The organism is Tenacibaculum sp. nBUS_03 (genome assembly GCF_051201695.1).
In the GTDB taxonomy this organism is placed as follows: Bacteria; Bacteroidota; Bacteroidia; order Flavobacteriales; family Flavobacteriaceae; genus Polaribacter.
In genome coordinates, this window is the sequence record NZ_CP179214.1 from 4,195,824 (window position 1) to 4,217,864 (window position 22,041).

At 34.2% G+C, this 22,041-nt stretch carries 8 protein-coding genes; 7 read left to right on the forward strand and 1 reads right to left on the reverse strand.

Annotated elements, in window-relative coordinates:
* The first annotated feature begins 31 nt into the window (after positions 1–31).
* From ACMFBB_RS19135 to ACMFBB_RS19165, 7 genes are all read left to right on the forward strand, one after another.
* The gene (locus ACMFBB_RS19135) at positions 32–14,572 is read left to right on the forward strand and encodes a lectin-like domain-containing protein (protein ID WP_435262334.1); all 14,541 of its coding nucleotides are present in this window, start codon (positions 32–34) and stop codon (positions 14,570–14,572) included.
* A 2-nt stretch (positions 14,573–14,574) separates the two neighbouring features.
* On the forward strand, positions 14,575–15,522 hold the full coding sequence (locus tag ACMFBB_RS19140) for a PorP/SprF family type IX secretion system membrane protein (protein WP_435262335.1): 948 nt from the start codon (positions 14,575–14,577) through the stop codon (positions 15,520–15,522).
* A 76-nt stretch (positions 15,523–15,598) separates the two neighbouring features.
* Positions 15,599–16,420, forward strand: a complete 822-nt coding sequence (gene rluF / locus ACMFBB_RS19145; protein ID WP_435262336.1) for a 23S rRNA pseudouridine(2604) synthase RluF — start codon at positions 15,599–15,601, stop codon at positions 16,418–16,420.
* An 82-nt stretch (positions 16,421–16,502) separates the two neighbouring features.
* The gene (gene tgt / locus ACMFBB_RS19150) at positions 16,503–17,633 is read left to right on the forward strand and encodes a tRNA guanosine(34) transglycosylase Tgt (RefSeq protein ID WP_435262337.1); all 1,131 of its coding nucleotides are present in this window, start codon (positions 16,503–16,505) and stop codon (positions 17,631–17,633) included.
* A 1-nt stretch (position 17,634) separates the two neighbouring features.
* A complete protein-coding gene (locus tag ACMFBB_RS19155; protein ID WP_435262338.1) occupies positions 17,635–18,720 on the forward strand; it encodes an LptF/LptG family permease in 1,086 nt (361 codons plus the stop codon).
* Positions 18,707–19,609, forward strand: coding sequence for a DMT family transporter (locus tag ACMFBB_RS19160; RefSeq protein WP_435262339.1), 903 nt, complete (start codon positions 18,707–18,709; stop codon positions 19,607–19,609). Before ACMFBB_RS19155 ends, ACMFBB_RS19160 begins: the two co-directional genes overlap by 14 nt.
* A gap of 97 nt (positions 19,610–19,706) precedes the next feature.
* A complete protein-coding gene (locus ACMFBB_RS19165) occupies positions 19,707–20,660 on the forward strand; it encodes an acetyl-CoA carboxylase carboxyltransferase subunit alpha (protein WP_435262340.1) in 954 nt (317 codons plus the stop codon).
* Positions 20,661–20,890: 230 nt separating this feature from the next.
* Here ACMFBB_RS19165 and chrA read toward each other — a convergent pair whose 3' ends face one another.
* Positions 20,891–22,012, reverse strand: coding sequence for a chromate efflux transporter (gene chrA / locus ACMFBB_RS19170; RefSeq protein ID WP_435264338.1), 1,122 nt, complete (start codon positions 22,010–22,012; stop codon positions 20,891–20,893).
* Positions 22,013–22,041: the final 29 nt, after the last annotated feature.

The window sequence follows — 22,041 nt, forward strand, 5'->3', positions numbered from 1 at the left end:
TATATTAGGAAGTACTAGAAATTATTGTGAAATGGGAGGTAGTGGTACCATTACAATTTTTGCAAGTAATTTTGATGGTGGAGAATATGAGTACTCTATAGATGGTGGAACAGTTTGGAAAATAGCAAATACAGCTAATTTTGTTATAACTGGTTTAGCAGCTGGTAATTATACGGTTTTATTAAGGGACCAAAGTTGTGAAATTAACATTGGAACAGAGACAATATTAGATATTGAACCACTTCAAGTAACTGCGTCGATAACAAAAGACCCAACTTGTGCTGCTACTAATGGAGGAGCAACAATAACAGCTATTGGGCAAGGAGGTATTCCACCTTATAAATATAGTTTGGACGGAATTACTTGGCAAGATGAAAATGTATTCCTTGATTTAGCTGCAGGTACTCCTTCAACAGATTATACTATTCATATTCAAGATAGTAGAAATTGTGCTGAATGCTTTTTTGAAACTGCTCTTACTGGGTGTAATGATCCTGTAATAAATGACACTACAACAATTAATGATTTGTTCTTAATTTCTGGTGATGCTCTTATGATTGATCAGCATACGGCAAGAATTACTAGAGCTGTAAATGGTAGAAGAGGTTATGTTATGTCGAGAAATAGAATTTCTTTTGCAGAAAGTTTTTCACTTAGTTTTCAGGCTTATTTAGGAACAAAAAATGGTAATGGTGCTGATGGTATTGCATTTATCTTTCACAATGATCCAAGAGGTGAAGCATCTGTTGGAACGCATGGAGAAGGACTTGGAGCTCTTGGTATTCAAAATGGACTTGCTTTGGAGTTAGACACTTGGAATAATGGTGCAGGTAAAGGTGATATACCTCAAGATCATGGTTCTATTTGGAATACAGAAAATAGAAACATACTATCTAATGCCGTTGCTCTTCCTAATTTAGAAAATGGTAATTGGCACAATGTAGAATTGAGTTGGAATGTATTTACTAATACGTTGTCTTATACTGTAAATGGCACATTAGCAGGTTCGATTACAGATACTAATTTAGTGAATACTTATTTTAATGGTTCTGATGAAATTTTTCTTGGTTTTTCTGCAGCAACAGGAGGAAGTAATAATTTACAGCAAATAAGGTTTAATGATTTTTGTTCAGATATACCTTATTGTCCTACAAGATGTAATGCTATCTGTGTTGCTACAAATATATCTAATGTAGTTACCGTAACAGCACCAGCTGAAGTATTACATTCAGTCAATGCAACAGATTGTTATGATAGAAGTAATGGACAAATTGAGGTAACGGTAACACAAGGTGTATCAAATTATTTGTTTAGAATTAATTCTGAACCATGGGTAACACCAACTCCAGCTAATTCAGCAACACATACATTTACTGGACTGATTGCTGGAAGTTATGATATTGAAGTTCAGGATGCTTTAGGTTGTATTTCTACACTATCATCTCATAGGATTAATTCACAATTAACAGGAACAGTAGTACCTACTGATGCAAATTGTGGTGTAGATTCGGGACGAATAGAGGTTAATGCTGTTGGAGGAACAGGAACAGGTTATACATATGCAATTGTAGCGGATGGTGTAGTTCCAGCAGTAGGAGATTATGTGGGAAGTAATTCTTTAAATGTATCAGCAGGAACATATGATGTTTATGTATTAGACAGTGCAGGTTGTCCATTAATTTTACAGGATATTGTAATTAATCAGATCGCAAACCCTACGGCAAGTACAACAGTAAGACAGCCTTTATGTAGTTCAGATAATGGTAGTTTTAGTTTAACAATTGGAGGAGGTCAAGGGCCTTATGATATTACTATAGTTGGATCAGTAGGAGCTACACCTATAGCTCCTCAGTTAGGTGTTTTATTGGCTTCAAGTCCAATAAATTATCCAAATTTAGCACCAGGAACTTATGATATTACAGTAAGGGATTCAAACAACTGTCCAATAACGACACAAGCAATAATCACTGCTCCCACAGCAATTACAGGAGCAAATCCAGTAGCAACAGATTTAGAATGTTCACCGACAGGAGTAACACAAGGGACGATAACTTTTACAGAGCCAACAGGAGGAACTGGAACCGGAACTTATACTTATTTCTATGGAATTGATGGAAGTGGAGTATTTGCATCAACAACATCAACTACAGTTAGTGGATTACCATCAGGAATTTATGATGTTAAAGTAGAAGATGGAAACGGATGTGAGTTAATTTATACAGACGTGGTTATTGATGCTTTACCAACAGAGCCTACCCTTAATGAATCAGTTGTTTATAATTGTAATGGAACAGCAAATGTAACAATAACAGCAGTTCCGTTGCCTGCAGGAGTTACATATACAGTCTCACCAGGAGGAATATCAAATACTACAGGAATTTTTCCTAATCTAGCAGTAGGTGACTATACAGTTGAAGTAGATTATGGACGTAATTGTACAAAAGATATTGCAGTACGAGTAGAAGCTAATAAAGAATTAGGAGGAAGTTCATTAGGAACACCAGTAACTTGTAATGGAGGAAGTGATGGTACAATTGAAATTAAAGTAGACAATTTAACAAGTACTGCAGCTGGTACTTATGAGTATAGTATAGATGGCGGAACAACTTGGTTACCATTAGGTGGAGCTGGAACGAATGTAACTCCATTTACAGTGACTAATTTAACTGCAGGTACTTATAATGTAGAAGTTAGAGAGACAGGAAATACTTCATGTGAGGTATCTGCAGGAACAGTAGTAATAACTCAACCAGATCCAGTAGTAGTTACAGGAGTAAATTTATTAAAAGGCGTAACCTGTGCACCAGCTACAGGTGCAACATTAGACCCGAGTGCAACAGGAGGAAATGGAGCAGCTTACACTTATGCATTATATGATAATGCAACAGCAACAGGAGTACCGCTTCAAACTACAGTACCATTTACAAATGTCGCAGGAACAGTAGGAGGAAGTTCTTATTGGGTAGTAGCAACAGATGTATCAGGAGTTTGTAGTTCAGTACCATTTGAGGTGGTTGTAACATCACCAACACCGTTATCAGTAGTTGCAGTAGGAACAAACTGTTATAATGGGACTAATGGGGAAGTTGCTATCACGATAACAGGAGGAGAGTTACCATACTTAGTATCTATAAACGGAGGAACAGCAGTATCCATAAATACATTGACACATACGTTTACTGGCTTAGGAGCACAGAATCATGTAGTTAATATTACAGATAATAATGGTTGTTCAGCTACAGCTAATGATGATGTAAACCCACAATTAACAGGAACAGTAGTACCTACTGATGCAAATTGTGGTGTAGATTCGGGACGAATAGAGGTTAATGCTGTTGGAGGAACAGGAACAGGTTATACATATGCAATTGTAGCGGATGGTGTAGTTCCAGCAGTAGGAGATTATGTGGGAAGTAATTCTTTAAATGTATCAGCAGGAACATATGATGTTTATGTATTAGACAGTGCAGGTTGTCCATTAATTTTACAGGATATTGTAATTAATCAGATCGCAAACCCTACGGCAAGTACAACAGTAAGACAGCCTTTATGTAGTTCAGATAATGGTAGTTTTAGTTTAACAATTGGAGGAGGTCAAGGGCCTTATGATATTACTATAGTTGGATCAGTAGGAGCTACACCTATAGCTCCTCAGTTAGGTGTTTTATTGGCTTCAAGTCCAATAAATTATCCAAATTTAGCACCAGGAACTTATGATATTACAGTAAGGGATTCAAACAACTGTCCAATAACGACACAAGCAATAATCACTGCTCCCACAGCAATTACAGGAGCAAATCCAGTAGCAACAGATTTAGAATGTTCACCGACAGGAGTAACACAAGGGACGATAACTTTTACAGAGCCAACAGGAGGAACTGGAACCGGAACTTATACTTATTTCTATGGAATTGATGGAAGTGGAGTATTTGCATCAACAACATCAACTACAGTTAGTGGATTACCATCAGGAATTTATGATGTTAAAGTAGAAGATGGAAACGGATGTGAGTTAATTTATACAGACGTGGTTATTGATGCTTTACCAACAGAGCCTACCCTTAATGAATCAGTTGTTTATAATTGTAATGGAACAGCAAATGTAACAATAACAGCAGTTCCGTTGCCTGCAGGAGTTACATATACAGTCTCACCAGGAGGAATATCAAATACTACAGGAATTTTTCCTAATCTAGCAGTAGGTGACTATACAGTTGAAGTAGATTATGGACGTAATTGTACAAAAGATATTGCAGTACGAGTAGAAGCTAATAAAGAATTAGGAGGAAGTTCATTAGGAACACCAGTAACTTGTAATGGAGGAAGTGATGGTACAATTGAAATTAAAGTAGACAATTTAACAAGTACTGCAGCTGGTACTTATGAGTATAGTATAGATGGCGGAACAACTTGGTTACCATTAGGTGGAGCTGGAACGAATGTAACTCCATTTACAGTGACTAATTTAACTGCAGGTACTTATAATGTAGAAGTTAGAGAGACAGGAAATACTTCATGTGAGGTATCTGCAGGAACAGTAGTAATAACTCAACCAGATCCAGTAGTAGTTACAGGAGTAAATTTATTAAAAGGCGTAACCTGTGCACCAGCTACAGGTGCAACATTAGACCCGAGTGCAACAGGAGGAAATGGAGCAGCTTACACTTATGCATTATATGATAATGCAACAGCAACAGGAGTACCGCTTCAAACTACAGTACCATTTACAAATGTCGCAGGAACAGTAGGAGGAAGTTCTTATTGGGTAGTAGCAACAGATGTATCAGGAGTTTGTAGTTCAGTACCATTTGAGGTGGTTGTAACATCACCAACACCGTTATCAGTAGTTGCAGTAGGAACAAACTGTTATAATGGGACTAATGGGGAAGTTGCTATCACGATAACAGGAGGAGAGTTACCATACTTAGTATCTATAAACGGAGGAACAGCAGTATCCATAAATACATTGACACATACGTTTACTGGCTTAGGAGCACAGAATCATGTAGTTAATATTACAGATAATAATGGTTGTTCAGCTACAGCTAATGATGATGTAAATAATGAATTGAGTGCTACTGCAAGTTCTACAGATATAAGTTGTAGTACTGCCGGTCAGATTTTAGTTAATCCAATAGGAGGATCTGGAGCTGGTTATCAATATTCTGTTGTCCCTGATGGAATGGGAGCTGGGACGTTTTCAAATGTAAATCCAATTGCCATACCAATAGCAAATACATATGACATATATGTAATTGATGGAGATGGTTGTCCATTTAAAATTGAAAATGTAATAGTAAATTCGTTTACGGATCCAAGTATGGTTATAACACCTAATCCAGAGCTAGTTTGTTTTGGTGAAACTTCAACTGTAAACGTTACTATTAGTAATGGTTTACCGCCTTATACCGTAAACATAACTAATGGCTCTACGGTTGATCAAACAGTAGTAACAAATACCAATACAGTTAATTTCCCTGGGTTATTGGGAGATACTTATACTGTTAGTTTAACAGATGCTAATGGATGTATACCGACACCGGCTACTGTTGATTTATCAATTACAGAATTACCTGAAATAGATGCGACTGTTACAGGGGTTGTTCCTACGACATGTATACCCTATGTTGGTAATGAATCTCAATTTGGATTTGATTATGATTTACCTGCGGCATTAAGTGCTTTAGCAGCGCCTTATATTGTTCAAGTAAGAGATGAATCTGGAAGTTGGGTTAATGATGATGGGATTAATACTTTTACAAGCATACCTCCAAATTCGATAATAACTCCTGCAGTTCGTATATTTAATAATATAACTGGAGTTCAGGTATGTTTTAGAGAATTTCCTGATCTTGAAACTACTTATGCACTTAGCAGTTTAGTAATAGATATAACGTTTGATATTATTAATTGTCAGGATGGAATGGATGTAGAAGTTCAAGCTTCTGGAGGGACTAACACTTATGCTTTTGCTTTGGATGACATACCTTTAACAGCAGCTCCTTTAGGTTGGGATGCTCCAGATGTAGTAGGAGGAGACACAAGAACATATTCAGGATTAATACCAGGTAGAACATATACATTTTATGTTACAGATTTAGTAACCAATTGTATAGAGCAAGAAACAAGAACATTTAATCCACCAACTTCATCTGATACTATTCCAATAACTTCTTTGGTAACAACAGAAGGGTGTGGTGTAGCTAGTGGAGCAATAGATTTTACAGTTGATAATTCTAGTGGTAATGCAACTGCAGCCTCTGCAACATGGCACGTATATGAAGTAGGTGTCCCTTTATCACCAACTTTATCTACTAATGCTATTGAAAGTGGAACTGTACCAGCGGGAGCTAATTTTATAGTATCAACAACAGTTCCATTAGCAGCAGGAACCTATTATTTATTGATAGAAGAGCCAGGTGCTACTCCAACATGTAAATGGGCAAGTGGGGACGTTGAAATTAAAAATGGTACTCCAATTACAGCAGATTTAAATGTTATAAATAGTGTTATTACATGTAGTGTTGATGGAATTATTAGTGTTGATAATATATCGGGAGGTTTTCCAGGATATACAATTTCAACAGTAAGCTCATATGAAACCGGTACTCCAGCTAACGTAATTCCAAACACCTTGACAGGAAATTTAGTATCTGTTGATTTTGCTTCTTTAGGTGGAGCAACCTCAGTTACGGTTGATGTAATAATTACAGATAGTAGAAATTGTACAGAAACATTTAGTCAAGTTTTAACTGTTAACCCAGTACCTTCCATAACTTCAGCTACTGGAAACAGTTGTTCTGCAAATAAGTCTATAGAAATAGTAGTTACAGGAGGTACTCCTCCTTATAAATATTCAGTAGATGGAGGAACAAATTATAGCAGCGCTACTACTGCTACAACATATTCTGTTGATGGTTTAACTACTGCTGTTTATAATTCAATTCAAGTAGAAGACAGCAATGGATGTATTGCTACTTTTACAACACCTGTATCGTTATATGATAATTTAGATTTCACTACGAATTTAGTAACAGCATTAGATTGTATACCAAACAATGGAGTTTATGAATTATCGGTAACTTCAGGATCAGGTGGAGATTATACATATGATATTCAGAATTCAGGGTTAGTATCAGTAGATGGAGGAACAATTTTAGCTGGAGCAGTAACAAAGACAGCAAACTTTGATATACCAGCAGGAACTCCAGGTATTTATAGTGTAATAGTTACCGATGTATTATCTGGTTGTTCAATAACCAAGACAATAGATGTAGCGGCAGCAGTAATTCCAACATTTACAGCAGTAGGAGTTGATGCTATATGCGATGGAGATTCTAATGGGCGAATAAATATTACTACTACAGGAGGTTTGATTCCAGTAACTTACCAAGCGATAACGAATCCAGGAGGAGTTGTAACAGGGACATGGGATTCAGCAGCGAGTGCAATTACAGGATTACCAGCAGGAACTTATGATGTAATTGGAACAGCGACAAATGGATGTTTATCAGCACCTACAACGATTACGATAGATGATTATGATCCAATAGTTGTACCAATATTATCAGTAAATGATTTCAGTTGTGCATCAGGTAATGTAACGACTAATGCTACTTTAGTATTTAATAGTGGAGGAGTTACTGGAGGAAGTGGATCATATACAGTCGAGTTATATAAAGTAGCATCGGGAGGTGATGTTAAAATTACCTCAGGATTATCGGTAACAGGAGCAGGAGTAGCAGAGACTTATACCTATACAATTACCGATGAATCAGGAGGAGACTATTATATTCGTATAGTGGATAATAAAGGGTGTACTAATGTATCAACAACAGAAACATTACCAGCATTTGAACGAATTACGGATATAACAGCAAGTCAGGTAACAGCATTAGACTGTAATAATGAAGAGGATATTTCGATTATATTTAATTCTACGAATCCAACAACAGGAGCAACGATTACTATTGTAGGAGATGTAACAGGATCGGGTTATGCAGCAGTTACACCAGTAAATAGTGGAGTAGCTATTCCAGTAGGTTATAGTTTACCAGCAGATACTTATACCATAACAGTAACTCATCCAACAACAGGATGTGCATTGAGTACACGTTATACAGTAGCTGAACCAGTTGATCATATAGTTAATGTTACACCAGTGAGTTCGGTATCATGTTTCGGAGGAAATAATGGTGAAGTTAGTTTTATTGTAGATTCAAGTACACCTTATATAGGACCTTATACTTATCAAGTTCTGACTTCTCCAGGATTAGTTCCGGTATTAGGAGGCTCAGGAGTAGGAAATGTAACGCAGAATGTAGCAGGTTTATCGGCAGGTAATTACATCATCCGATTAACAATGACAGCAACGCCTGACTGTGTAAGAGATTCAGCAGAATTTACTATTGCTGGTCCATCAGGAGGTCTTACAGTTGTACCAACATTAAATCCAATTAGTTGTATAAATGGATCAGATGGAAGTATTTCAGTATTTGCAAGCAACGGATGGGGAGACTATAGATATCGATTAATACGTGGAACGATCTTAGCACCAGGAGTAGAGGTAGCACCATATTCACCGGACAACTTGTTTCAGAATTTAAATTCAGATGATTATGTTATTCAGGTTCGAGATTCTGAAGGATGTATTGTAGAGACAGAAGTTAATTTAGCGAACCCTTCACAAGTAGGCTTTAGCTTAGTGATAAATCATAATGCATGTGTTGCAGCAGCAGGAGTTATAGAAGTAAATGCAACAGGAGGAACAGGATCATATAAATATACATTATTAGATGCTGCAGGAACGACAGAGTTACGTAGTCAGTTAGATCCAAACAATGAGTTTGTTGGATTAGCAGCTGGAACGTATACAGTTCAAGTAGAAGATGATAAAGGATGTGGAGCAGTAGCTACGCAAACAGCTACGATTCATTCAGATTTAGATTTCACTACGAATTTAGTAACAGCATTAGATTGTATACCAAACAATGGAGTTTATGAATTATCGGTAACTTCAGGATCAGGTGGAGATTATACATATGATATTCAGAATTCAGGGTTAGTATCAGTAGATGGAGGAACAATTTTAGCTGGAGCAGTAACAAAGACAGCAAACTTTGATATACCAGCAGGAACTCCAGGTATTTATAGTGTAATAGTTACCGATGTATTATCTGGTTGTTCAATAACCAAGACAATAGATGTAGCGGCAGCAGTAATTCCAACATTTACAGCAGTAGGAGTTGATGCTATATGCGATGGAGATTCTAATGGGCGAATAAATATTACTACTACAGGAGGTTTGATTCCAGTAACTTACCAAGCGATAACGAATCCAGGAGGAGTTGTAACAGGGACATGGGATTCAGCAGCGAGTGCAATTACAGGATTACCAGCAGGAACTTATGATGTAATTGGAACAGCGACAAATGGATGTTTATCAGCACCTACAACGATTACGATAGATGATTATGATCCAATAGTTGTACCAATATTATCAGTAAATGATTTCAGTTGTGCATCAGGTAATGTAACGACTAATGCTACTTTAGTATTTAATAGTGGAGGAGTTACTGGAGGAAGTGGATCATATACAGTCGAGTTATATAAAGTAGCATCGGGAGGTGATGTTAAAATTACCTCAGGATTATCGGTGACAGGAGCAGGAGTAGCCGAGACTTATACCTATACAATTACCGATGAATCAGGAGGAGACTATTATATTCGTATAGTGGATAATAAAGGGTGTACTAATGTATCAGCAACAGAAACATTACCAGCATTTGAACGAATTACGGATATAACAGCAAGTCAGGTAACAGCATTAGACTGTAATAATGAAGAGGATATTTCGATTATATTTAATTCTACGAATCCAATAACAGGAGCAACGATTACAATTGTAGGAGATGTAACAGGATCGGGTTATGCAGCAGTTACACCAGTAAATAGTGGAGTAGCTATTCCAGTAGGTTATAGTTTACCAGCAGATACTTATACCATAACAGTAACTCATCCAACAACAGGATGTACATTGAGTACACGTTATACAGTAGCTGAACCAGTTGATCATATAGTTAATGTTACACCAGTGAGTTCGGTATCATGTTTCGGAGGAAATAATGGTGAAGTTAGTTTTATTGTAGATTCAAGTACACCTTATACAGGACCTTATACTTATCAAGTTTTAACTTCTCCAGGATTAGTAGTAGTTCCGGGATTAGGAGGCTCAGGAGTAGGAAATGTAACGCAGAATGTAGCAGGTTTATCGGCAGGTAATTACATCATCCGATTAACAATGACAGCAACGCCTGACTGTGTAAGAGATTCAGCAGAATTTACTATTGCTGGTCCATCAGGAGGTCTTACAGTTGTACCAACATTAAATCCAATTAGTTGTATAAATGGATCAGATGGAAGTATTTCAGTATTTGCAAGCAACGGATGGGGAGACTATAGATATCGATTAATACGTGGAACGATATTAGTACCAGGAGTAGAGGTAGCACCATATTCACCGAACAACTTGTTTCAGAATTTAAATTCAGATGATTATGTTATTCAGGTTCGAGATTCTGAAGGATGTGTTGTAGAGACAGAAGTTAATTTAGCGAACCCTTCACAAGTAGGCTTTAGCTTAGTGATAAATCATAATGCATGTGTTGCAGCAGGAGGAGTTATAGAAGTAAATGCAACAGGAGGAACAGGATCATATAAATATACATTATTGGATGCTGCAGGAACGACAGAGTTACGTAGTCAGTTAGATCCAAACAATGAGTTTGTTGGATTAGCAGCTGGAACGTATACAGTTCAAGTAGAAGATGATAAAGGATGTGGAGCAGTAGCTACGCAAATAGCTACGATTCATTCAGATTTAGATTTCACTACGAATTTAGTAACAGCATTAGATTGTATACCAAACAATGGAGTTTATGAATTATCGGTAATTTCAGGATCAGGTGGAGATTATACATATGATATTCAGAATTCAGGGTTAGTATCAGTAGATGGAGGAACAATTTTAGCTGGAGCAGTAACAAAGACAGCAAACTTTGATATACCGGCAGGAACGCCAGGTATTTATAGTGTAATAGTTACCGATGTATTATCTGGTTGTTCAATAACCAAGACAATAGATGTAGCGGCAGCAGTAATTCCAACATTTACAGCAGTAGGAGTTGATGCTATATGCGATGGAGATTCTAATGGGCGAATAAATATTACTGCTCCGTCTGGAATGATCCCAGTAACTTACCAAGCGATAACGAATCCAGGAGGAGTTGTAACAGGGACATGGGATTCAGCAACGAGTGCAATTACAGGATTACCAGCAGGAACTTATGATGTAATTGGAACAGCGACAAATGGATGTTTATCACCAGCTACAACAATTACGATAGATGATTATGATCCAATAGTTGTACCAATATTATCAGTAAATGATTTCAGTTGTGCATCAGGTAATGCAACGACTAATGCTACTTTAGTATTTAATAGTGGAGGAGTTACTGGAGGAAGCGGATCTTATACAGTCGAGTTATATAAAGTAGCATCGGGAGGTGATGTTAAAATTACCTCAGGATTATCGGTAACAGGAGCAGGAGTAGCCGAGACTTATACCTATACAATTACCGATGAATCAGGAGGAGACTATTATATTCGTATAGTGGATAATAAAGGGTGTACTAATGTATCAGCAACAGAAACATTACCAGCATTTGAACGAATTACGGATATAACAGCAAGTCAGGTAACAGCATTAGACTGTAATAATGAAGAGGATATTTCGATTATATTTAATTCTACGAATCCAATAACAGGAGCAACGATTACAATTGTAGGAGATGTAACAGGATCGGGTTATGCAGCAGTTACACCAGTAAATAGTGGAGTAGCTATTCCAGTAGGTTATAGTTTACCAGCAGATACTTATACCATAACAGTAACTCATCCAACAACAGGATGTACATTGAGTACACGTTATACAGTAGCTGAACCAGTTGATCATATAGTTAATGTTACACCAGTGAGTTCGGTATCATGTTTCGGAGGAAATAATGGTGAAGTTAGTTTTATTGTAGATTCAAGTACACCTTATACAGGACCTTATACTTATCAAGTTTTAACTTCTCCAGGATTAGTAGTAGTTCCGGGATTAGGAGGCTCAGGAGTAGGAAATGTAACGCAGAATGTAGCAGGTTTATCGGCAGGTAATTACATCATCCGATTAACAATGACAGCAACGCCTGACTGTGTAAGAGATTCAGCAGAATTTACTATTGCTGGTCCAGGAAGTGATTTAGCTCTAACTGCAACGCCTACTTTAATTAGTTGTGTTGGGCCAAGCACTGGTGAAGTTATGTTAAATGCAACTGGAGGTTGGGGTAATTTTGAATATGAATTGGTAAATACCACAACAGGACAAGTAAAACAAAGTTTCAATAGAAATGCTGTTATTGTTGGTTTAGATGCAGGAAGATATTCTGCAACTGTAAGAGACCTTAATAATTGTACAGAAACAATAATGTTTGAATTATTTGACCCTACTCCTATAACAGCGAATTATAGCGTTGTGAATAATTTGTGTAATGGAGAGCAAACAGCAACGATCTCTATGTCTAATGCAACAGGAGGCCAAGGAACTATAGCTTCTTACACATATACGTTAACATATCCAGACGGAACTGTATCTGCAAATCAGTCAAGTACTTTGTTTGAAAACTTGAAAGCAGGCGATTATCAAGTTATTGTATATGATGAGTACTCTTGTCAAAGTTTACCTATAGATGTTCAAATTATTGACCCTATTAAGGTAGTAGCCAGTGCTTCTGTAACCAACGCAATAACTTGTGATAGAAATTTAGCTTCCGTAGTAGTTTCAGGTCAAGGAGGAACAGCACCTTACACTTACAGTATTGATGGTGTTAATTTTATAAATACTAATATTTTTGGTGTTGCAGGTGGTAAGCATAAGTTTTATGTTAGAGATTCTTTTGGATGTACATCTGAACCATTTACTTTAGTAACAGTTGATCCTTACGATGAATTAGTTTCAAGTCTAAGAGTAGTATCTGGATTTGTTACCTGTAATGGAGACAATAACGGTGTTTTATCAGCCATAACCAAAGGAGGTCTTGGAAATTATGAATATGAATTATTAGATGCATCTAATACTATTTTAAGGCCTAAACAACCTTCAAATATGTTTTCAGGATTAGTTGCAGGTAACTACAAAATCAGAGTATTTAGTACAAATGCAGCTGGTGATGAATGTCAGATTGATACAGGGTTATATGAAATAAAAGAGCCAGATGTTATCCAGTTAAGTGAAACTCATACTAATCTTAATTGTAATGGAGGTAAAGATGGAACTATTACTGTTAATGCATTAGGAGGTAATTTAGGATATGAGTATAATATAAGTTCAGATCCTCCAAATAAGTTTGTTAAAACAAATGTATTTGAGAATTTGGCTGCTGGAATATATACTATTACTGTTAAAGATAAAGTAGGGTGTTATGATACTATTCAAGTAGAAATAGCAGAACCATCTGCTATAGCTTTAAGAGAGATAGGTGTAACTCAACAAGTTTGTTTATCTGACCCATCACCTGTTATTAGGATTGAAGCAACAGGAGGAGCTATATCACCTGGTTCGGCAACGTATATAGTTAGTATTAATGGTATTGATTTGCCTGGAATTTATAATGAAGGAATAATAGTATTAGGAGCAGCTGAAGGAATTGAAGGAAACAAAAGGTATATAATTTCTGTTAGAGATAGTAGTGATTTATGTAGCGCAGAATCTTTACCTTTAATTCAAACTGTTAAGCCTATAGATTTACAGTTAGAACTTAATTTTGAATATACATGTCCTTTAGGAAATGTATTAACAGCAACAGTACAAGATGAGTATAAGAATGCTGTAGTATATTCATTATTAGATTCAGGAGCACTAGTTTCTTCTAATGACACGGGTATCTTTACTAATATACCTCCAAGCACTAACTATACAGTTACTGTAGAACATGTTGTAAGTTCATGTCCAGTTACAGTTGATGCTGTAGATGTATTAGATATTCAAGAGTTAAAACTGGCAATAGATGATTCTCAGAAAAATAAATTAATAGCCAATGCTAGTTTTGGTTTACCTCCTTATTTTTTTAGCATTGATGATGGAGAGTTTACTTCTGAGAATGAGTTTACTATTTTTGAAACAAGAGAATATAAAATTCAAGTAAAGGATAGTAGAGGATGTATAACTGAGTTAACAATTGAAGGAGTTTATATAACTATCGATGTACCTAATATTTTCACACCAGATGGTGACGGAGTTAATGATTATTGGTATCCTTTAGAGGTTGAAACATATCATGATTTAAAAGTATTTATTTATGATAGATACGCTAGAAAAATACAAACTTTCAATGGTGTTCAAGCTCAAGGTTGGGATGGTACGTATGATGGTAAAGAGTTGCCATCAGGAGATTACTGGTATACAATATATTTTAAAGAGTTATCAGGTCAAGAGAGAAAAATAATGGGTCACTTTACATTATATAGATAAGAATGAAAAAGATTTTATTAACAATAAGTATTATAATTTGTAGCGTAAGGTTAGTAGCGCAAGAAGTTGAGTTACCGCAGTATGTAAGTCATTTAGCCGATAACCCATTCCTAATATCTCCAACATATGCAGGTATTGGGTCTGGATTACAAATTAGATTAAACGGAGTAAGCCAATGGATTGGTGTTGAAGGGGCTCCTGATACACAGTCGGTAACAATTGAGGCTAGATTAGCTGATAGATTTGGAGGTGGATTAACTATTTTTAATGATAAAAATGGTTTTACCTCTCAACAAGGAGCTAAATTATCTTTAGCAAGTCATTTAACATTAAGTGATTTTCACGATAGCTTTTTATCTTTTTCACTCAGTTATAGTTATACTCAGTTCGGAATAGATACTTCTCAAAATAATGGCTCGCAGTCATTACCAACTAGATCTGTAGGTAATTCAAACTTTGATGTTGGTATGTTATATCGTTATGAACGTTTTAGTATAGCCGCCAATGTTGCGAATTTACTAGATAAAAAAGTTAGAGATTTTAACTCAAGTGAACCAAAAGTTCTGAGAAAATACACAATTTATTCATCACTAATTTTTGATAAAATTAGTAGAAATTTCGAGTTAGAGCCTTCAGCTTTGGTTGAGTATCGAGAATTTGACAAACGTTCCCGAACCGATTTAAATATTAAGGCAAGAAAGGGAATAAGAGACGGATATGTATGGGCTGGATTAAGTTATACTTTTTTGAATGATCAATTTTTTGTTCCAAATGCTATAGCACCTTTATTCGGACTAAAAAAGAGCAACTTTTACGCATCTTATGGTTTTAGTATAAATGTGAATAAAACTCAAGACTTTAATTATGGTACACACATGATAACAATAGGTTTTGATTACGAAAGAAGACCAAGTTTAGCTCGTTGTACTCAAAAAATGATGATTTTTTAATATAAAATCAAAAATAATTTTAAAAATCCTCAAATACTTTCATGTACTTTGAGGATTTTCTTTTTCTTTGCTCTTGATGGAAAATACTAATGATAATTCGATAAATCTTAATAAGTATATTAGTAGTACTGGTATATGTTCTAGGCGTGAAGCAGAAAAATTTATAAGCACTTCGAGGGTTACCATAAACGGAAAGGTAGCACAATTAGGAAACCGTGTTTTTGAGGGAGATTTGGTTAAAATTGATGGAAAACCATTAAAGTCTAAACCAAAAACCATATATATAGCTTTAAATAAACCTATAGGAATTGTTTGTACAACAGATAGTAAAGAACGTAAGAATATTGTAAAATTCGTTGGACACCCTCAACGTTTATTTCCAATAGGACGATTAGATAAACCTTCTGAAGGTCTTATATTCCTTACGAATGATGGAGATATTGTCAATAAAATCCTTAGAGCAGGAAATAATCACCAAAAAGAGTATGTCGTTACTGTAAATAAAACCATTAATGAACGTTTTATTAAAAGAATGAGTAATGGAATACCCATTCTAGGTACAGTCACTAAAAAATGTAAAGTTGAACAAATTAACGATATGACATTTAAAATCATTTTGGTTCAAGGATTAAATCGTCAAATTAGAAGAATGTGCGAATATTTAGATTATGAGGTTATAAAATTGAAACGTACGCGAATTATGAATGTTTCCTTGGGGAAGCTAAAAAAAGGAGAATGGAGAGAGTTAACATCTAAAGAAATGGATGAAATAACGAAACTAGTAAGTACATCTTCAAAAACTCAAGATGAGTTAAAAGAACCTAAAAAGAATCAAAATTTTAATTCAAAAAAAAGAAAAAATTTTAATTCTAAATTTGGTAGAAAGAGAAACAAATAAAATTTATTCAAAATCGTAACAATAAGAAACTTTTAACTTTCTATTTTACAACATTAAACTTACATGCTTATCTTTGCCAACTATGCAATTTGACTTAAAAATAACTGATCCAAAAAGTAAAGCGCGTGCAGGAGTTATAACTACTGATCACGGAACTATAGAAACTCCAATTTTTATGCCTGTAGGTACAGTTGCTACAGTTAAAGGAGTTCATCAATCTGAATTAAAAGAGCAAGTGAATCCTGATATAATATTAGGAAATACCTATCATTTATATTTACGTCCACAAACTGATATTATTGAACAAGCTGGAGGACTTCACAAGTTTATGAATTGGGATCGTAATATTTTAACTGACAGTGGAGGCTATCAGGTATATTCGCTTTCTGGAAGAAGAAAAATAAATGAAGAAGGAGTAAAATTTAAAAGTCATATTGATGGTTCTACACATTTTTTTACACCTGAAAATGTGATGGAAATTCAACGTAAAATTGGAGCAGATATAATAATGGCTTTTGATGAGTGTACGCCATACCCATGTGATTATAAATATGCAAAAAGATCAATGCATATGACACATCGCTGGTTAAAAAGATGTATTAATCATTTAGAAAAAACACCATTAAAATATGATTATAATCAAACTTTTTTTCCAATAGTACAAGGGAGTACTTATAAAGATTTACGTAAACAATCGGCAGAATATATTGCATCTGTAGAAGCAGAAGGGAATGCGATTGGTGGGTTGTCTGTTGGAGAGCCAGCTGAAGAAATGTATGCAATGACAGAAGTAGTTACAGCTGTATTACCTGAAGATAAACCAAGATATTTAATGGGAGTTGGAACTCCAATAAATATTTTAGAAAATATAGCTTTAGGAATTGATATGTTTGATTGCGTTATGCCAACACGTAATGCTCGTAATGGAATGTTATTTACAGCACATGGAACCATTAATATTAAAAATAAGAAATGGGAAAATGATTTTTCACCAATAGATGAAATGGGCATAACTCATGTAGATACTATGTATTCTAAAGCTTATTTAAGACACCTATTTGCTGCTAGAGAAATGTTGGGTAAACAAATAGCGTCAATACATAATTTAGGATTTTATTTGTGGTTAACTCGTGAAGCAAGGAAACATATTTTAGCAGGAGACTTTGTTGAGTGGAAAGATAAGATGGTAAAACAAATGGACAAACGTTTATAATTTGAAATTATTAGACAGGTACATATTAAAACGTTATTTGGTAACTTTTCTGTTTACCTTATTGATATTGATACCAATAGCTGTTGCTATTGATATTGCTGAAAAAATTGATAAGTTTTTAAGAAATGAAAGCCTAACTCTGTTTGAAGTTGTAAATGATTATTATGTAAATTTTATTATTTATTATGTTAATACATTTATGCCATTAGCATTATTTATAGCAGTAATCTTATTTACTTCTAAGCTTGCAAATAACACTGAGATAGTTGCCATTAATACTTCTCAAATATCATTTACTAGATTTTTATATCCATATTTTGTGGGGGCCACGATAATAACAACAGTTGCACTGTTAATGAATCATTTTTTTGTTCCATCTAGTAGTAAAACAAGAAGAGCATTTGAAAAACAGTATTTATCACGCAAAAATTATGTAGATAATTCTGTTAGAGATTTTAGTTTACAATTAAATGATAGTACTTATGTTTTTATAAAGAGATTTAATTTAGATAGAAATTCTGGATATAATTTTTCAATTGAAACCTATAATGGAATTCAACTAAGGAGTAGGTTGATTTCTGAAAGTATGGGTTGGAATAAAAACGATAGTATATTTAATTTATATAATTGGAAGAAGCGTAAGGTTTTTAAAGATAAAGATATTATTTCTTCAGGAAATAATATGGACACTACCTTTGCTTTTACTCCGAAAGACTTTAATTATAAATCTATTGTTGCTCAAGAAATGGTGTCAAATGAGTTAATAGATTTTATAAATATATCTAAAAAAAGAGGGATTAAAAACTTAAACGCCTATTATGTTGAGCTATATAAAAGAACTAGTTTACCTATAGCGTCATATATTTTAACCTTAATAGCCGTAGCTTTGGCTTACAAGAAGCAACGAGGTGGAATTGGAGTTAATTTAGCTTTTGGTGTAGCTGTTATGTTTATATATGTATTCTTCTTAAAAATAGCTCAAGTGTTAGGCGCCGTTGCTGATGCAAATCCTTTAATTAATGTTTGGACACCGAATATTATATTTGGTATTTATGCAATATATTTATACGTAAATGCAAGAAAGTAAATTAAAGCATTATTTAGTATTACATTTTATAGTTTTTATTTGGGGGTTTACCGCTATTTTAGGGGCTCTGATAACTATAAAATCAGTACCGTTAGTTTGGTTTAGAATGCTATTAGCAGTATTTTTTATAGCTATTTATTTTATCGTTAAAAAGAAAAATTTTAAGATTGAAAAAAAAGCAATCTTTAAGTTTGTAATTACAGGTTTAATCATTGCATTACACTGGATAACTTTTTTTAAAGCAATAAAAGTATCAAATGTTTCAGTTGCTTTAGTTACAATGAGTACAGGAGCTTTTTTTGCATCACTGATAGAGCCTGTGTTTTTTAAAAGAAGAATTAAAACAATTGAAATCGTATTAGGATTACTAGTGATTTTAGGTTTGTATATTATATTTAATTTTGAAAGTAAGTATACTTTAGGAATTATATATGCATTAATATCTTCTTTCTTATCTGCACTATTTTCTGTGCTAAATGGACTATTTGTAAAAAAGTACGAAGCTGATTTAATATCGTTTTATCAATTGCTTTTTGGAGTTTTAGGAGTAACAATATTTTTGATTTTCTCAAACCAATTTTCTTTTAATTTTTTTAAATTACCAATGTCTGATTGGTTTTATTTGTTTCTGTTAAGTAGTATTTGCACAGCTTATGCATTTATAGCATCTGTAAAAGTAATGAGGTATTTAACACCTTATACTGTAATGCTAACTATTAATTTGGAACCTATATATGCTATAATATTAGCTTTAATTGTTTTTGGAGAAAAAGAACAAATGAATGTAGAGTTTTATTACGGAGCAGCGATTGTTTTATTTGTAGTATTGTTAAATGGATTGCTAAAAAATAAAACGGTAATTGAAAAAAAAATAAGAATAAAAAAATAAGGAAAAAAGAGTTAGTAATAATATAACTGTGTAAATTTTTAGTATGTTTGCTTTTACAAACAACTGATTAAATAAGTAGAAAATCAAACTATACACAATGGAATATTTAGATTTTGAAATGCCAATTAAAGAACTAGAAGATCAATTGGCAAAATGCTTTGACATAGGGAAAGAAAGTGATGTAGACGTTACAGAGACCTGTAAGAAAATTGAAAAAAAATTAGAGAAAGCTAAGAAAGATATATATAAAAATTTAACACCTTGGCAACGTGTTCAATTATCACGTCATCCTAATAGACCTTATACTTTAGACTATATTAAGGCTATTTGTGGTAATACTTTTATGGAATTACATGGAGATAGAAGTGTTAAAGATGACAAAGCGATGATTGGTGGTTTAGGTAAAATTGGCGATCAATCTTTTATGTTTATTGGACAGCAGAAAGGGTATAATACTAAAACACGTCAGTATCGTAATTTTGGTATGGCTAATCCTGAAGGATATAGGAAGGCTTTACGTTTAATGAGAATGGCTGAAAAATTTGGTATACCTGTTGTAACACTAGTAGATACTCCTGGTGCATACCCAGGTTTAGAAGCTGAAGAAAGAGGACAAGGTGAAGCCATAGCTCGTAATATACTTGAAATGACCCGACTAAAAACTCCTGTAATAACTATAATTATTGGAGAAGGAGCCTCTGGAGGTGCTGTTGGTATTGGAGTAGGAGATAGAGTGTATATGATGGAAAATACATGGTATACTGTAATTTCTCCAGAATCTTGTTCATCAATTTTATGGCGTAGTTGGGAGTTTAAAGAGCAAGCTGCGGAAGCTTTGAAATTAACCAGTGGTGATTTGAAAGAATTAAAACTAATTGATGGAATAATTGAAGAACCAATTGGAGGTGCACATTCTGATAGAAATGGAGCGTATGAAGCTGTAAAAAATCAGATTTTAACTGCTTTTGAAGAATTAAAAGTATTAGATCAAGTTGAGTTAGTAGCGCAGCGAATGGAAAAATATGCTAATATGGGAGTTTATAAAGAATAATATTTTTCATATCAAAAAATAAAAAAGCATCTTAATTAAGATGCTTTTTTATTTTAAGTACGTCCCGTTTTATAATATAATAACTCAAAAACGTTTTTATTATGAAAGTTCAGTAAAATAAGAGAGTTAAGAGTACTCAAAGCGCTGTTAATATAGTTTTTATTAGTACTAATGGCTTAGTAGAAAAACCAACATTTTAATACTAACAGTGAGATAGTTTTGGTAAAGGCTTAAATGAAAGTCAATAAATACCCTAGAATAGAACTCCCTAAAACAATATAAGCACTATTCAGTTTCCTTAAAACAAAAACAATAAGTAAGCTAATTACTGAAATTAAAGTTGTTCGCCAATCGGTAATAGTATTTTTAGCCATTTCAATACAAACAGCTATAATTAAAGCCACAGCAGCCACGTTAACAGTATCTAATATATTGCTTATTACCTTCGATTTTCGCATTTTTGGAATTAATGGATTAAGCATCAAAACAAAAAGGAAAGATGGAAGAAATATGCCCAAAGTAGCGGCAAAAGCCCCTATAAATCCATTCATTTGCCAGCCAATAAAAGTTGCTGTAGTTAAAATAGGTCCTGGAGTTATTTGACCAACAGCAACTGCATCTAATAAAGCCTGTTTGGTAAGCCATCCATTAACTACTAATTCTGACTCTAGAAAAGCAAATAATACATAGCCGCTTCCATAAAGTATTGTTCCAATTTTAAAAAAAGCTAAAAATATGGTCAGAGTTGATATTTTAGCTTCAGTACCAAATTCAATAAGAAAAAGTGGGATAAAACTATTAAAATGATTTTTATATTTTTTACTAAAGAATAGCAGTATCCCAACAAAAGCAACTATAAAAAGTACAATAATTTCATTTAACCCAAGTAGGCACGCAAGTATCGATAAAAGACACAATAAAGCAAGTTGTGGAGTTTTTATAGCCTTTTTACTTAATTTATAAGCTGCCATTAAAATAATGGAAATAACAGCAGGTTTTATACCGTAAATAAAAGGAGTAACATTAGGAAGCTGACCATATTTCTGATAAAGCCAAGCAAAAACACCAGTAATTAAAGCAGCTGGAAAAATAAAACAAATCCCAGCAACAAACAAACCTTTCCATCCAGCTTTTTCATGTCCACAATGCATGGTCATTTCAGTAGAGTTAGGCCCAGGAATTAAATTAGTAGCACCTATTAGGTCTAAAAAATGTTCTTGAGTCATCCACTTTCGTTTCGCAACTATTTCGTTTTCCATCATTGCTATGTGTGCGGCTGGACCTCCAAAGGCAATACACCCTAATTTAAAAAATAAAGAAGCTATTTCTCTTAAATCATTTTTTTTCGATATTGTTTTTTCTATTTCGGACAAAATATTAA

Bases quoted from the DNA above. Each gene is read 5' to 3' on its own strand.
- ACMFBB_RS19135 (WP_435262334.1), top strand. From the start codon at position 32: ATGGGAGGTAGTGGTACCATTACAATTTTTGCAAGTAATTTTGATGGT.
- ACMFBB_RS19165 (WP_435262340.1), top strand. From the start codon at position 19,707: ATGGAATATTTAGATTTTGAAATGCCAATTAAAGAACTAGAAGATCAA.
- ACMFBB_RS19140 (WP_435262335.1), top strand. From the start codon at position 14,575: ATGAAAAAGATTTTATTAACAATAAGTATTATAATTTGTAGCGTAAGG.
- rluF (WP_435262336.1), top strand. From the start codon at position 15,599: ATGGAAAATACTAATGATAATTCGATAAATCTTAATAAGTATATTAGT.
- ACMFBB_RS19160 (WP_435262339.1), top strand. From the start codon at position 18,707: ATGCAAGAAAGTAAATTAAAGCATTATTTAGTATTACATTTTATAGTT.
- tgt (WP_435262337.1), top strand. From the start codon at position 16,503: ATGCAATTTGACTTAAAAATAACTGATCCAAAAAGTAAAGCGCGTGCA.